Origin of the sequence: Bradyrhizobium sp. USDA 336, from assembly GCF_044908355.1 — a bacterium.
GTDB lineage: Bacteria > Pseudomonadota > Alphaproteobacteria > Rhizobiales > Xanthobacteraceae > Bradyrhizobium > Bradyrhizobium yuanmingense.
Genome location: NZ_JBIYDC010000002.1, coordinates 311,105 through 324,817, shown reverse-complemented (window position 1 = coordinate 324,817; position 13,713 = coordinate 311,105). Strand labels below are relative to the sequence as shown.

Sequence of the window (13,713 nt, the reverse complement as noted above, 5' to 3'; positions counted from 1 at the left end):
CTGTTCTTCCCGATCCAGCTCGGCACCGTTGGCTCCGCCAGAACCTACGAAAGGAATCATCCTCTCGGACCAGTATACGATGGGCATCGTCCGGGCGATCACCGGCGCGCCGGCCGCTTATCTGCAGACGGTCGTCGTTCGCATTCCTTGTTCGCGCTGATATGAAGACAAGACGGGAATTGCCCGCCGCATTGCGGCAGATTGGCGTCGTGCTGCATCATTCATGCTGTCGAAGGGACAAATCATGCTGAGACAAGCCGTCATCCTCGTCGGCGGGCTCGGCACCCGCCTTGGCGAACGCACCATGGCGATGCCGAAACCGATGCTCGAGATCGGGGGCAGGCCGTTTCTGGACACCCTGATCGATGAACTCGTCCGCTATCACGTATTCGACGAAATCCTCCTGCTTGCCGGCCACAAGGCCGACATCGTCGAGAGCCACTACGCCGGCGCTGTGCGGGGCCGGGCAAAGATCCTGGTGGCGCGCGAGACCGAGCCGCTCGGTACCGGCGGCGCGCTCGTGAACGCGCGCGATCTGCTGCACGACCGCTTCCTGCTGCTCAACGGCGACTCGCTGTTCGACTTCAACCTGCTTGATCTGATCGCGCGTGCGCGGGACGGTCGGATTCACATGGCATTGCGCGACGGCGTTGTCGGTGACCGCTACGGGCGCGTCGCGCTCGATGGCGACGTGGTGCGCGATTTCATCGCCCCGGGTGCGGGCGCCACCGGTCCGGTCAATGCCGGAATCTACGTCGTCGACAAGTCCGTTCTCGCCGATATCGCGAAGCTTCCCGCCTCCCTCGAACAGGACGCGTTTCCCGGCCTTGCCTCGCGCGGCGAGCTGCGCGGCACCGCCTATCGCGGCTATTTCATCGACATCGGCATCCCCGACGATTTCGCGCGCGCCGACCGCGAGCTGCGCGAGAAGCTGCGGCGTCCCGCCGTGTTCTTCGACCGCGACGGCGTGCTCAACCATGATTCCGGCTACACATTCGAGACGCACAAGCTCGAATGGATCGACGGGGCACGCGAGGCCGTGAAGGCCGTCAACGACGCCGGCTATTTCGCTTTCGTCATCACCAATCAATCCGGCGTCGCGCGCGGCTATTACGAGGAGCATCACGTCGACACCCTGCACCGCTGGATGGCGGACCAGATGGCACTCGTTGGCGCGCATATCGACGCCTTCGAATATTGCCCCGACCATCCTGAGGGAACCGTGGCCCGCTATTGCCGTGTCAGCGACCGCCGCAAGCCGGGCGCTGGCATGATCACCGACCTGGCGCAGCGTTTTCCCATCGACATGGCGCGCAGCATGGTGATCGGCGACAAGCCAAGCGACCTCGAGGCCGCGCAGGCGGCCGGCCTTCCCGGCCATTTGTTCCAGGGCGGCAATCTCCAGGCGTTCGTAAGAGCGCGTCTGAACGCGTCCGGCAACACTTAGATGGCGCGTCAAAAACTGCTGCATCCCCGGGCATTTGGCAGCTTTCGCACCGCGGCTCTGTTGCGCGCGACCGCCAGTATGCTATAGCGCCATCTTGTTGCGAAGACTGGCTTAATCGCCTTTTGGGGTCCGGCATGGCAGATCTGAGGGACGCCCGCGTCCTCGTTACCGGCAGCGACGGCTTCATCGGTTCGCATGTCGTCGAGGAGCTGGTGAAAGCCGGGGCCCGCGTCAAGGCGATCGTCTACTACAACTCCTTCAACTCCTGGGGCTGGCTAGACACCGTTCCCGCCGACATCATGAAGTCCGTGGAGGTGGTCGCCGGCGACATCCGTGATCCGCATTTCATGATCGCAGCCGCCAGCGGCTGCACCGACGTGCTGCACCTGGCGGCGCTGATCGCGATTCCCTTCTCCTATGTCGCGCCCGATTCCTATGTCGAGACCAATGTGCGCGGCACCGTGAACGTGCTCCAGGCTGCGCGCATGGCCGGCGTGCGGCGCTTCGTGCAGACCTCGACCAGCGAGGTCTATGGCACGGCGCAGACCGTTCCGATCAAGGAGAGCCATCCGCTGGTCGGCCAGTCGCCCTACTCGGCCTCGAAGATTGCCTCCGATCAGATGGCGCTATCGTTCCACGCCTCGTTCGACATGCCGGTCGTCGTGATCAGGCCGTTCAACACCTTCGGCCCGCGGCAATCGGCACGTGCGGTGATCCCCACGATCATCAGCCAGATCGCGACCGGCAAACGCAGGATTCGTCTCGGCGCTGTCAGCCCAACGCGCGATTTCTCCTTCGTCACCGACACCGCGCGCGGCCTGATCGCAGGACTCACCGCTCCAGCCGAGCAGACCGTCGGCCAGACCATCAATCTCGGCAGCGGCTTCGAGATCTCGGTCGGCGCCACCGCGCAGATGATCGCCGACGTGATGGGGACCACGATCGAGATCGAGACCGACGAGGCGCGCCTGCGCCCGGCGAACAGCGAGGTCGAGCGCCTCTGGGCCGACAATTCCAAGGCGCGCCAGCAGCTCGGCTGGGCCCCGGAATTCGGCGGGATCGAAGGCATGCGCCAGGGCATCGAGAAGACGGTGAACTGGTTCACCAATCCCGTCAATCTCGGCCGCTACAAGGCGGACGTCTACAATGTCTGAGGCAATTGTGGGAACGGCCGCGACCAGATCCGACATCTCCTTCGATCCGAAGGCCGTGGTCGATGCCGTCCGGCGCGCCGCAGGCACGCCCAACGGCATCCTCGGCCTGCACGAGCCGGTGTTTGCCGGCAACGAGGTCGCCTATCTCGAAGAATGCATCAAGAGCACTTTCGTCTCCTCGGTCGGCCCGTTCGTCGACCGCTTCGAGCGGATGCTGGAAGAGGTGACGGGCGCCAGGCGCGCGGTCGCCGTCGTCAACGGCACGGCGGCATTGCACGCCTGCTTCCGCCTCGCCGGCGTCGAGCCCGGCGACGAGGTCATCTCGCCGGCGCTGACCTTCATCGCGACCACCAACGCGATCGCCTATTGCGGGGCGGTGCCGCATTTCGTCGACAGCTCCTTCGCCACGCTCGGCATGGACCCGCGCGCCCTCGCCGCGCGGCTCGAGAGGATTGCCGAGCGAATGCCAAAGGGCGCGGTCAATCGCGAGACCGGGCGCCGCATCGCCGCGATCTCGCCGATGCACACGTTCGGACATCCGGTCGAGCTCGACGAGATCGCCGCGATCGCCCGCGACTGGGGCATCGCGCTGGTGGAGGACGCCGCGGAATCCTTGGGCTCGACCTACAAGGGCCATGCCGTCGGATCGCAGGCGCGGCTCGCGGCGCTGAGTTTCAACGGCAACAAGATCGTCACCACAGGCGGCGGCGGCGCCATCCTCACCAACGACGAGGAGCTGGGACGCCGCGCCAAGCATCTCACCACCACCGCGAAGCTGTCGCACAAATGGGCCTTCGTGCACGACGAGATCGGCTTCAACTACCGCCTGCCCAACCTGAACGCCGCGCTCGGCTGCGCCCAGCTCGAGCAGCTCGACGGTTTCCTGGCGAGCAAGCGCCGGCTGGCGGCAGCCTATGAGCGCGTCTTCGCGGACGTTCCCGGCGTGTGCTTCTCGCGCGAGCCCGAGGGCACCACGAGCAATTACTGGCTGAACGCGATCCTGCTCGATGAGGCCCATGCCGGACGGCGGGACGACCTGCTGACGGCGCTGAACGAAGCCGGCTTCGGCGCGCGGCCGGCCTGGACCCTGATGCACCGCCTGCCGATGTTCTCGGACAGCCCGCGCGGCGATCTCTCCACCGCCGAGTCGATCGAACGCCGGCTGATCAACCTGCCGAGCAGCGCCAGCATCAGAGCCCGCGATGAATAGCGGCGCGCGAAAGATCTGCTTCGTCACCGGCAGCCGGGCCGATTTCGGGCTGCTGGTCTGGCCGATGCGCGCGATCCGCGAGACGTCAGGCTTGAAGCTCCAGCTCATCGCCACCGGTATGCATCTCGCGCCCGAGTTCGGCTACACCTTCAACGCCATCCGCGACGAGGGCTTCGAGGTCGACGAGCGCGTCGAGACGCTGCTTGCCAGCGACACCGGCGCGGGCGTTGCAAAATCGGTCGGGCTCGGCGTGATCGGCTTTGCCGACGCGTTCACGCGGCTGCGACCGGATCTCGTCGTCGTGCTCGGCGACCGCTTCGAGATGTTCGCGGCCGCCCAGGCCGCGATGTTCATGCGGCTGCCGATGGCGCATCTGTTCGGCGGCGACGTCACCGAAGGCGCCGTCGACGAATCCGTCCGCCACGCCATCAGCAAGATGTCGCATCTGCATTTCACCAGCAATCAGGACTCGACGCGGCGCTTGATGCAGCTTGGCGAGCACCCAACCCGTGTCCACACCATCGGCTCGGTCGGCATCGACGCCATCAAGCATCTCAATCTGATGAACCGCGACGACATCGGCAACGCGATCGGGATGCCGCTCGGCGAACGCAATGCGCTCGTGACGTTCCATCCGGTGACGGTCGAGGCCGGACGCTCGGTGGCCGAGCTGGACGAGCTGTTCGCGGCGCTGTCGAGGCTCGATCCCGGCTTTCGCCTCATCTTCACGCTCGCCAATGCCGATGCCGAAGGGCGCGCGTTGAACGAGCGGACCAAGGCTTTCGCGGCCGGCCGGCCGAACACGATCGCGGTCGCCTCGCTCGGGCAGCTCCGCTATCTCAGCCTGATGAGCCAGGTGGACGTCGTGATCGGCAATTCGTCGAGCGGCATCCTCGAAGCGCCGTCCTTCGGTGTTCCGACGGTGGATATCGGCGACCGTCAGAAGGGGCGCGAGCGCGCCGACTCGGTATTTCACGCCACGCCCGAGCGCGGCGCGATCGCCGCGGCGATCTCGCAAGCGCTTAAGCGGGGCCGCAAGGACACCGTCAATCCCTATGGCGACGGCGATTCCAGCCGGCGCTTTGCCGACATCATCGCGGCCATCCCGGATTTCGGCCAGCTCCTGAAGAAGGGCTTCTACGAAGCTCCCGCAAACGGAGCGCGGCCATGACGAGACACACGCTGATCATCGCGGAGGCCGGCGTCAATCACGACGGCAGCCTGGACAAGGCACTGGCTCTCGTCGATGCTGCCGCCGATGCCGGTGCCGACATCGTCAAGTTCCAGACCTTCAATGCGAAGGCGCTGGCGGGCGGAGCGGCGAAGAAGGCCGACTATCAGCAGCGGACGACGGACGCCGCCGAGAGCCAGCTCGCCATGCTGGAACGTCTCGAGTTGCCCCAGGCGGCGCATCACACGCTGATCGCGCGCGCCGAGGAGCGCGGCATCGCGTTTCTGTCGACACCGTTCGACGACGCTTCGCTGGCCTTTCTGCTGTCGCTCAAACTGCCGCGCATCAAGATCGGTTCGGGCGATCTCACCAATGCCCCGCTGCTGCACGCTGCAGCGAGGGCCGGTGCGACGCTGATCCTCTCGACCGGCATGGCGACGCTCAGCGAGATCGAGGAAGCCCTCGGCGTATTGGCGCACGGCTACGCGCAGCGCAACGATGCTGCGGGCTTCGCATCTTTCCGCGCGGCGTGGCGCGATCCGGCAGCGCGCGCCACGCTGGCGCGGCACGTCAGCCTGCTCCATTGCACGACCGAATATCCCTGCCCCATCGCCGATGTGAACCTCGCTGCGATGGCGACGATGCGGTCGGCGTTCCAGCTTCCAGTCGGCTATTCCGATCACACTGACGGTTTCGAGGTTTCGGTCGCCGCGGTCGCGCTCGGGGCGGCGGTCATCGAGAAGCACCTGACGCTGGATCGCAGCGCGCCGGGTCCCGACCACGCGGCCTCGCTCGAACCTGATGATTTCAAGCGGATGGTCGGCGCCATCCGCAATGTCGAGGCCGCGCTCGGCGACGGCGTTAAGGCGCCGAGGGAGTCCGAGGTCGGGAATGTGCCGGTGGCGCGCAAGAGCATCGTGGCGGCACGCGCACTTAAGGCCGGCGAGATCATCGGCCCGGCCGACATCACCGCCAAGCGGCCGGGCACGGGGCGGTCGCCGATCGAGTACTGGTCCCTGATCGGAACCGCGGCACCGCGGGCGCTCGAGCCGGATGATCCGGTCTAGCGGCGAGGCTTGGCAGGAACCCCGCGCAGCACCGAGCCGGGCGGCCATGAGCCCGTGACGACAGAGCCCATCGCGACCAGCGTATCATTGCCAATGGAAATGTGATCGCGAACGCGGCTGCCGAGCCCGACGAAGCAATTGTCGCCGATCTCCGCGCCGCCGCCGACCACCGTTCCCGGCGAGAGATGGGTGTAGTGTCCAATGCGCACGTCGTGCTCGACGACCGCGCCCGAATTGATGATGCAGTGATGGCCGATCATGCTTCGCGCATTGACGATCGCGCCCGGCATGACGACGCTGCCCGGACCGATCGTGGCCGACGGCGAGACGAACGCGCGGGGATGGATGACCGACGCCCAGCGATTCAGCTGCAGCCGGCCGATCATCTGCCGGCGCGCGGGCCCCGCCTGCATCGTTCCGACCCCGACCACGAAGGCGGCATCGGGATAGTTCGGCGCAACATCATCGGTTCCGAGATAGCGCGCATCGCCCAACGTTCCCGGCTGGCGGTCGAGGAAACCGATGACGTTGAACTGGCCCGACAGAAGCGCTGCCTCGTAGACCATGAAGGCATGTTCGCCGCCGCCGATGATGATCAGATCGTCCATCGCGATTCCCCTGAGCTGCACCGATCTTAGCGGGCGGGCCCGGACGCTTCAAACCGACCGATTGCGCCCGAAAACGCGTGAATTAACAAGGACAAGCCCGGGTCCCCTGACGGGGTTGACGCCGCCTCTCGCAGCCGCGATATAGCAGGCTCAGCCGTGGGCTGCCCACAAATCCGGCGTGTACGAGGCAGAATTGCCATGAAATCCTGGCGCAAGGCCATCGTCGGTATCCAGGCCAGTGTGGGCGAGGCCATTGCCGCGATCGAGAGCGGAAGCATCCAGATTGCGCTGGTGCTCGACGACCAGAACCGGCTGCTCGGCGTGGTCACCGACGGCGACGTCAGACGCGGACTGCTGCGCGGCATCGCCCTCACGGGGCTTGCAACCGATATCATGAACCGGACGCCAGTGTCGGCCCCTGCGACCTTGTCCCGTGAGGATCGCCTGCATTTGATGCGGCAGAGGTCGATCAAGCAGCTCCCGCTCGTCGACGAGGGCGGCCATCTCGTCGTGGTCGAGACGCTCGATGAGCTGCTCGAGCCGCGCCAGTATCCGAATCCGGTGCTGATCATGGCCGGCGGTCTCGGCGAGCGCCTGGGCGCGCTGACGCGCGACGTGCCGAAGCCGATGCTCAATGTCGGCGGCCGCCCACTGCTCGAGACGATCGTCCGCAACGTCGTGCAGCAGGGCTTTGCCAACATCTTCATCTCGGTGAACTACAAGGCTCAGACGATCAAGGATTACTTTGCCGATGGCGCCGCCTTTGGCGCCAACATCCAGTACGTGCATGAAACCGAACGCCTCGGCACCGCCGGTGCGCTCGGGCTGTTTGCAACACCGCCGGATCTGCCGATGATCGTCACCAACGGCGACATCCTCACCACGATCAACTACGGAGCGCTTCTCGACTTCCACAACGGAGCGCCGGCGGAAGCGACGATGGCCGTCCGCGAGCACAAGGTGCACGTCCCCTATGGGGTGGTGTCCACCACGGACGGATTTCTCCAGACCATTCGCGAGAAGCCGACCGAGAGCTGGTTCGTCAGTGCCGGCATCTATGTGATCGGCAGGTCCGTCTTCCGCCACGTCACGCGGGGCGTCAGCATCGACATGCCGACCGTGCTCGAGCGCGTGATTGCCGACAAGGGACGCGTCGCGGTCTATCCGATTCGCGAGTACTGGCTCGATATCGGCCGGCTGGAGGATTTCGAGCAGGCTCATGCGGAGTTTCACGAGGTCTTCCCGTGACCCCGACAACAGCCGTCGTGGTTGGCCTCGGCTCGATCGGCACAAGGCATGCGCGCGTCCTGCGCGAACTCGGCCTTCGGGTCGCAACGGTCAGCCGGCGCGAAGGTGGCGACTACGGTTCGATCGCGCAGGCCGTTGCGGCGGCGCATCCGGACTACGTCGTGATTGCCACCGAGACGGCGCGCCATGCGGACAATCTGCAAGAGCTGGCGCAAACCGGCTTCCATGGCAAAGTCCTCGTCGAAAAGCCGCTTTTCGCAACGCCGGCACCGCCCCCGAAATATCCGTTTGCCCATGTCAGCGTCGGATACAATCTGCGCTTTCACCCAGTGATGACGGCGCTGGCGGACACGCTGCGCGGACGCGACGTGATCACGGTCGGCGCCTATGTCGGCCAGGACATCAGGGACTGGCGACCGGACCGCGATCACCGCACAACCGCCTCCGCCACGGCTGATGCCGGAGGCGGCGTGCTGCGGGATCTCAGCCACGAGCTGGACTATCTGCTCTGGCTGTTCGGGCCATGGCATCGCGTCGCAGCACTTGGCGGCGCCTCCGGCACGCGCGACATCGACGTCGAGGACCACCTCGACCTGCTGCTCGATATGCAGCGGGCGCCGTCCGTCCACGTCCATATGGACTATCTCGACCGTCAGGGCGTTCGTCGCATTCGCGTCAATGTCGATGACGACACCATCGAGGCCGATCTCGTCGGCGGCCGCCTCGCCGTCAACGGCAAGGCAAGGGAGATCCCCAGCGAGCGCGACCAGACCTATCGCGACATGCATGTGGCGGCGATGCGTGGCGCCAGTCCGGCCTGTTCGCTGCCGGAGGCCCTCGGCGTCATGCATCTGATCGACGCCAGCGAGCGCGCGCTGCGCAGCAAGACCTGGGTTTCGCCATGAGCCTTGTCTGTACCATCTGCGCGCGAGGCGGCTCGAAAGGTGTCGTTGGCAAGAACGCGCGCGATCTCCTGGGTAGGCCCGTGCTCGCGTGGAGCATCGAGCAGGCGCGCGAGACCGGCCTGTTCGACGCGATCGCCTTCAGCAGCGATTCGGACGCCTTGCTCGATGCGGCGGTGAAGGCCGGCGCCGATATCGCGGTCAAGCGCCCCGACGAGATGGCGACCGACACCGCGCCGAAGCTGCCGGCGATCCGGCACTGCCTCGAGCAGGCCATAGCGCAAATGGGTCGGACGCCGGAAATTTTCGTCGATCTCGACGTCACGTCCCCGCTCAGGCTGGCCTCGGACATCACCGGTGCAGTGGCGTTGCTGCGCGAGAGCGGCGCGCGCAATGTCATCACCGGTGCGCCGGCGCGGCGCTCGCCGTATTTCAACCTCGTCGAGCAGCGCACCAACGGCAGCGTCGGCCTCTCGAAATCCGCCAATCCGCCCATCACCCGACGGCAGGACGCCCCGCGCTGCTTCGACATGAACGCGTCGATCTATGTCTGGCGGGTCGAACCGTTCCTGGAGCACCCCGCGGTGTTCTATCCGGATACGCGCCTGTTCGAGATGCCGGAAGAGCGTTCGATCGACATCGATTCGGATCTCGATTTTGCATTGGTGGAACTGTTGCTCCGCCAGCGGCTGCCGGCCTGAGGAGGCGCAAGCGATGACCACGAGCTTCAAGGCTCTGTTCGATCTGACTGGGCGGACGGCCGTCGTCACCGGCGGCTGCGGCATTCTCGGACGTCGATTTGCCGAGGGGCTTGCCGAGTTCGGCGCCAATGTCGCGATCGTGGATCTCGATCAGGCTGCGACCGACGCGGCGGCGGCCGACGTCGCCTCACGCCATGCCGTCCGGGCCAAGGGCTATGGTTGCGACATCACCAATCCCGATGCGGTGCGCAAGACGGCCGATGCAATCGAATCCGACCTCGGAGTGGTCTCGATCCTGCTCAACAACGCCGCCCAGCAAGACCCGCGATGTGGACGCCTTCTTCGCCCCGGTCGAGACGTTCTCGCAGGATACCTGGCGCGAGATCATGTCGGTCAATCTCGACGGTATGTTCACCGTCGCGCAGGTGTTCGGCGGCCGGATGGCCGAGCGCGGCTATGGTGCGATCGTGCAGACCGCCTCGATCTACGGCCTGATGGCACCCGACCAGCGCATCTACGACGGCTCCGAATATCTCGGCCGCGCCATCAACACGCCGGCGGTCTATACGGCGTCCAAGGCCGGGGTCATAGGCCTGACCAAGCACCTTGCGACTTACTGGGCGGCGAAGGGTGTTCGGGTCAACACGCTGACCCCGGGCGGGGTGGAGAGCGGCCAGAACGAGACCTTCAAGGCGCGCTACGGTGCTCGCGTCCCGCTTGGCCGCATGGCGCGGGCGGATGAGATGGTGGGGACCATGCTGTTCCTGGTGTCCGACGCGGCCTCCTACGTGACCGGGCAGAACATCGCCGTCGATGGCGGATTGAGCGCTTGGTAACGAAACACCAATGATCAAGCGCCTGATCCAGAACACGGTGATTTCGGCGTTTGCCTTCGGCGTGGCCGCCTTGCTGGGCCTCGCAGTCATTCCGCTGATCATCGGAACCTGGGGGGTGACCGAGTTCGGTCTCATCGTCATTTCGCGGCTTCTGCTTCCCAGCGGCATGATGGCGGTGCTTGACCTCGGTCTGTCCGAGGTCGCAACCCAGGTCGTCGCGCGCGCGCGCGAGCACCGCAACTGGACCCAGGCCAGCCGCCAGATCGCCTTCCTGGGCGCGGCCTCCATCGCTCTTGCCTTGATCCTCAGCGCCGCGATCTGGCTCGCGACGCCACTGTTCGTCATCGCGATGAAGGTTGACGCCGCGCACCTCGAGACGTTCGCCCGGATCATGCACTACACTGCCCTCGCAAATCTGATCTTCGTTCCGGCGCTGGTGTGGGAAGGCATTGTCAAAGGCTTCGAGCGCTACAACCTGCTCCGCGCCGCCGAGGTCACGTCGACGGCGGCCTATGTCGGCCTGACATTCGCAGCATCGTGGGCGGCGGCAGGCTTCGAGGTGGTCGCCTACATCTATCTCGCCACCCTGGTCGCCCGCGCCGTCGTCATCGGAATTGCCGCCTTCGTCGCCCTGCGGCACAAGCACGTGCGATTGCTGCCCTGGACCCGGGACATCCGAAAGGACATTCTGCATCGTTGCCTGCTGCTGCTGCAAGGCAAGCTGATGGGCGGCATTTCCGGACCGCTTCAACCGTTCCTGATCGGATTGCTGTTCGGCCCCAGGGCCGTCGGCACCTACGACGCGCTGGTACGATTGTCGCGGCTCTCCAAGGTTGTGGTCAGTCTCCTGACTTCCGCTCTGCTTCCGGTTGCCAGTCGGCTCGACGAGCGCGGCAGCGCCGCGTCGTTCCAGCGCCTCGGTGACCTCGGCCTCGTCATGATGCCGATGTTCGTCGTGCCGCCGCTCGCCAGCACCGCTATCCTTTCGCCTCAAATCATGGAGATCTGGATCGGCCCGCTTCTTACGCCTTACGCGTTCTGGATGGGCCTGAGCTTCCTGGTTCCGATCTGCGCGCAATATGTGGCAATCGGCAGCCTGATCTTCCTGACGCGGCCCGAGGTGCAGGCCAAGCTCAACCGGCTGGTGGCCGTTCAGCTTCTGATCTGGGCGGCGGTGTCCGCCGCGACACTGCATTTGTTCGCGGAACGCGCCCTGATACTTGGCCAGGTCATCGGCAGTATCGCCGTGCTTCCCTTGCAGTTGAGAGAGTTGCGCAGTGCACTCGAGCTCGATCGCAATCAGTTCGCGAAGATGATCGGAACCCAGTTCGCAATCCTTCTCCTGGCAAGCGTTTTTCTAGCAACAATTGCAGGTTACATTCGGTTCGACAGCGTGCTAAAGCTCGCGCTCGGTTCCATGGTTTTCTGTCTGGTGACCTGGGCGCTCCAGTACTTTCTGGTCCTCGAGCATCGGCACCGGACCGTATTTCCCGCAGTCGGGCAACTGATGGGACTGACATCCAAAGCAGCTAAATGAACATCCACGCGACAGATTCGAAGGCGGTCAACACAGGGTTCGCTCCGGCGTCGTTGTCGGACAAGGCCACGACTTATGCCATAGACGCGGCAAGGAGCATTGGCCGTCTTGCCTTGCGCCGCGTGAAGCGCACGGCAGACGTCGTCGATTCCGAGTACAATCTGACGCATTGGCTGCGAATGCTGACCGAGAAGAGCTGGACGAAAGCCGCCAGCATCGACGAGTTCCTGATACCAGAGAATCCCGCGCAGGGTCTTCGCAAGGTGGACAATCAGATCTGCAGGGTCGCGGCCGACGACTATTATCGCTACCGGGCCCGAGCCCTCGGCGACTTGCTCGCGCGGCACGCAGGTGGCGCCACGGAGATCGTCGAGCTCGGCGCCGGCTGCGGCATCAACCTGCTTTCGCTTCACCTCAATCATCCCGACTGGAAGCTGCACGGGTTCGACATTGCACCGAACGGAATCGCCGCAGGCCGCGAGATCGCGGCGCATTTTGGCCTGTCGGACCGGATTTCGCTCGACAGGATCGACCTGACCGACGGCAACGACCCGAGTTATCCCGCCATCAGTGGTCAGGTTGTCTTCACCTATTTCTGCATCGAGCAGATCCCTTATGACGTGCGCAAGGTGGTGGACAACATCATTGCTGCGAAGCCGAAGCGCGTCATCAACATCGAGCCGACGACGGAGCTGCTGAATCTCTCGAGCCCGCGAGATATCGTCAGCTTCCTCTATATCCGTTCGGTCGACTACCAGACGCAGCTGTTCTCGACGCTCGACGAGTATGAGCGACAGGGCCGCGTCCGCGTCCTGGCGCGAGAACGGATGCCGTTCGCGCCGACGATCCACAATGATGGTTTTTTGTATTGCTGGGAGCCCACATGACAACCATCAACACGACGGCCGATCAGTCTACCCCGAAGAGGGCCAAGATCAGCCAGTTCCGCCGCCTGTTGTGGCACGTCAACCGCACCGACCTCGGATGGGCGGTGAAGGCGGCTCTGACCGCCCTGCAACTGCCTGCGCGCAGCAAGCGCGTCGCACTGCTGAAGCAGCTTCCCACGAAGCCCGAGTGGTCCGAGGCGAGCCGCAAGCTCGCCGAGGATGGTTATGTCGACGTGTCCGCGCTCGTGGATCGCAGCCTCGCGGAAGCCGTTGCCTCGTTCGCGGACCGCAAGGTGAAGCGCCTCAACGAGCTCGTCGGCCAGCAGAAGGAACGGCACAAATCCTTTTGGGTTAGCCTGCTGGATGAAGATCTCGTCAACGGCTCCTTTGCCACCGACCATCCCTTCGTGCGCTACGCCCTGCAGCCTGCTGCACTGCGCATCATCGGTGACTTCATGCACGATCTGCCGCAATTGTCCGACGTGGTATTGACGTTGTCGCAACCGACCCCGAATCAGGCGCTGAGCTTCTCGCAATTGTGGCACCTCGATCACGACGACAAGCGCGTCTGCAAGCTCTTCATCTATCTGACCGACGTTCGGGAGAGCGCGGACGGACCGTTCACCTTCATTCCGGCCGGGCCATCGAAGGCGTTCCGCAACACGCTCAAGAGTCACATGAGCGACGCCCAGGTGTTCGCCAAGACCGGCCCCGATGCGGTCAAGGAAATGATCGCGCCGCGCCTGTCGTCCTTCATCGTCAACACAGCCCGCTGCCTGCACATGGGAAGCCGGATCCAGTCGGAACACAGCCGCCTGCTGTACACGGCGACATACATCCAGCAGCCGCGCATTTATCCCGAACCGCCGCCGCGCTTCCGCGCGGTCGGTGCCCTGACGGAGCTCGAGCGCACTGTGATGCGGCTCTGACGCGGATCTGCCGGGA

Annotated in this window: 13 protein-coding genes and 1 pseudogene; 13 read left to right on the top strand and 1 reads right to left on the bottom strand. The window is 64.9% G+C overall.

All coding sequences use genetic code 11. The annotated features are described in order from the left end of the window. Positions 1–244: 244 nt before the first annotated feature. From ABIA45_RS02300 to neuB, 5 genes are all read left to right on the top strand, one after another. Complete coding sequence (locus ABIA45_RS02300; RefSeq protein WP_404650997.1) at positions 245–1,447, top strand: HAD-IIIA family hydrolase; 1,203 nt, start codon at positions 245–247, stop codon at positions 1,445–1,447. A 134-nt stretch (positions 1,448–1,581) separates the two neighbouring features. Further along, positions 1,582–2,601 carry an NAD-dependent 4,6-dehydratase LegB gene (locus ABIA45_RS02295; RefSeq protein ID WP_404650996.1) on the top strand — a complete coding sequence of 340 codons (1,020 nt, stop codon included), beginning with the start codon at positions 1,582–1,584 and terminating at the stop codon, positions 2,599–2,601. Beyond that, positions 2,594–3,811, top strand: a complete 1,218-nt coding sequence (locus tag ABIA45_RS02290; RefSeq protein ID WP_404650995.1) for a LegC family aminotransferase — start codon at positions 2,594–2,596, stop codon at positions 3,809–3,811. The genes ABIA45_RS02295 and ABIA45_RS02290 overlap by 8 nt, the downstream gene beginning before the upstream one ends. Continuing rightward, positions 3,804–4,982 carry a UDP-N-acetylglucosamine 2-epimerase gene (neuC, locus tag ABIA45_RS02285; protein ID WP_404650994.1) on the top strand — a complete coding sequence of 393 codons (1,179 nt, stop codon included), beginning with the start codon at positions 3,804–3,806 and terminating at the stop codon, positions 4,980–4,982. The genes ABIA45_RS02290 and neuC overlap by 8 nt, the downstream gene beginning before the upstream one ends. After that, positions 4,979–6,049 (top strand): N-acetylneuraminate synthase, encoded by a 1,071-nt coding sequence (gene neuB / locus ABIA45_RS02280; RefSeq protein WP_404650993.1) that lies wholly within the window; start codon positions 4,979–4,981, stop codon positions 6,047–6,049. Before neuC ends, neuB begins: the two co-directional genes overlap by 4 nt. Here neuB and ABIA45_RS02275 read toward each other — a convergent pair. Then, positions 6,046–6,657, bottom strand: coding sequence for an acetyltransferase (locus ABIA45_RS02275; RefSeq protein WP_404650992.1), 612 nt, complete (start codon positions 6,655–6,657; stop codon positions 6,046–6,048). The genes neuB and ABIA45_RS02275 overlap by 4 nt on opposite strands. Positions 6,658–6,855: 198 nt before the next feature. Between ABIA45_RS02275 and ABIA45_RS02270 the strand changes: the two genes are divergently transcribed. The 8 genes and pseudogenes from ABIA45_RS02270 to ABIA45_RS02235 all read left to right on the top strand — a co-directional run bounded on the left by ABIA45_RS02270 (position 6,856) and on the right by ABIA45_RS02235 (position 13,697). Continuing rightward, the gene (locus ABIA45_RS02270) at positions 6,856–7,905 is read left to right on the top strand and encodes a nucleotidyltransferase family protein (protein ID WP_404650991.1); all 1,050 of its coding nucleotides are present in this window, start codon (positions 6,856–6,858) and stop codon (positions 7,903–7,905) included. Continuing rightward, on the top strand, positions 7,902–8,810 hold the full coding sequence (locus tag ABIA45_RS02265) for a Gfo/Idh/MocA family protein (protein WP_404650990.1): 909 nt from the start codon (positions 7,902–7,904) through the stop codon (positions 8,808–8,810). The genes ABIA45_RS02270 and ABIA45_RS02265 overlap by 4 nt, the downstream gene beginning before the upstream one ends. Then, positions 8,807–9,508, top strand: coding sequence for an acylneuraminate cytidylyltransferase family protein (locus tag ABIA45_RS02260; protein ID WP_404650989.1), 702 nt, complete (start codon positions 8,807–8,809; stop codon positions 9,506–9,508). The genes ABIA45_RS02265 and ABIA45_RS02260 overlap by 4 nt, the downstream gene beginning before the upstream one ends. Positions 9,509–9,521: 13 nt before the next feature. Continuing rightward, positions 9,522–9,773 (top strand): annotated as a pseudogene (locus tag ABIA45_RS02255) (SDR family NAD(P)-dependent oxidoreductase); the annotation flags it as partial. Between the two features lie 64 nt (positions 9,774–9,837). After that, a complete protein-coding gene (locus tag ABIA45_RS02250; protein WP_404650988.1) occupies positions 9,838–10,344 on the top strand; it encodes an SDR family oxidoreductase in 507 nt (168 codons plus the stop codon). A 10-nt stretch (positions 10,345–10,354) separates the two neighbouring features. Further along, on the top strand, positions 10,355–11,881 hold the full coding sequence (locus ABIA45_RS02245) for a hypothetical protein (RefSeq protein WP_404650987.1): 1,527 nt from the start codon (positions 10,355–10,357) through the stop codon (positions 11,879–11,881). Further along, positions 11,878–12,768 carry an SAM-dependent methyltransferase gene (locus tag ABIA45_RS02240; RefSeq protein ID WP_404650986.1) on the top strand — a complete coding sequence of 297 codons (891 nt, stop codon included), beginning with the start codon at positions 11,878–11,880 and terminating at the stop codon, positions 12,766–12,768. Before ABIA45_RS02245 ends, ABIA45_RS02240 begins: the two co-directional genes overlap by 4 nt. Then, a complete protein-coding gene (locus ABIA45_RS02235; RefSeq protein WP_157285565.1) occupies positions 12,765–13,697 on the top strand; it encodes a hypothetical protein in 933 nt (310 codons plus the stop codon). The genes ABIA45_RS02240 and ABIA45_RS02235 overlap by 4 nt, the downstream gene beginning before the upstream one ends. Positions 13,698–13,713: the final 16 nt, after the last annotated feature.

Coding starts and splice junctions, on each gene's coding strand:
- neuC (WP_404650994.1), top strand. CDS start 3,804: ATGAATAGCGGCGCGCGAAAGATCTGCTTCGTCACCGGCAGCCGGGCC.
- ABIA45_RS02290 (WP_404650995.1), top strand. CDS start 2,594: ATGTCTGAGGCAATTGTGGGAACGGCCGCGACCAGATCCGACATCTCC.
- ABIA45_RS02275 (WP_404650992.1), bottom strand. CDS start 6,657: ATGGACGATCTGATCATCATCGGCGGCGGCGAACATGCCTTCATGGTC.
- ABIA45_RS02235 (WP_157285565.1), top strand. CDS start 12,765: ATGACAACCATCAACACGACGGCCGATCAGTCTACCCCGAAGAGGGCC.
- ABIA45_RS02260 (WP_404650989.1), top strand. CDS start 8,807: ATGAGCCTTGTCTGTACCATCTGCGCGCGAGGCGGCTCGAAAGGTGTC.
- ABIA45_RS02295 (WP_404650996.1), top strand. CDS start 1,582: ATGGCAGATCTGAGGGACGCCCGCGTCCTCGTTACCGGCAGCGACGGC.
- neuB (WP_404650993.1), top strand. CDS start 4,979: ATGACGAGACACACGCTGATCATCGCGGAGGCCGGCGTCAATCACGAC.
- ABIA45_RS02245 (WP_404650987.1), top strand. CDS start 10,355: ATGATCAAGCGCCTGATCCAGAACACGGTGATTTCGGCGTTTGCCTTC.
- ABIA45_RS02300 (WP_404650997.1), top strand. CDS start 245: ATGCTGAGACAAGCCGTCATCCTCGTCGGCGGGCTCGGCACCCGCCTT.
- ABIA45_RS02270 (WP_404650991.1), top strand. CDS start 6,856: ATGAAATCCTGGCGCAAGGCCATCGTCGGTATCCAGGCCAGTGTGGGC.
- ABIA45_RS02240 (WP_404650986.1), top strand. CDS start 11,878: ATGAACATCCACGCGACAGATTCGAAGGCGGTCAACACAGGGTTCGCT.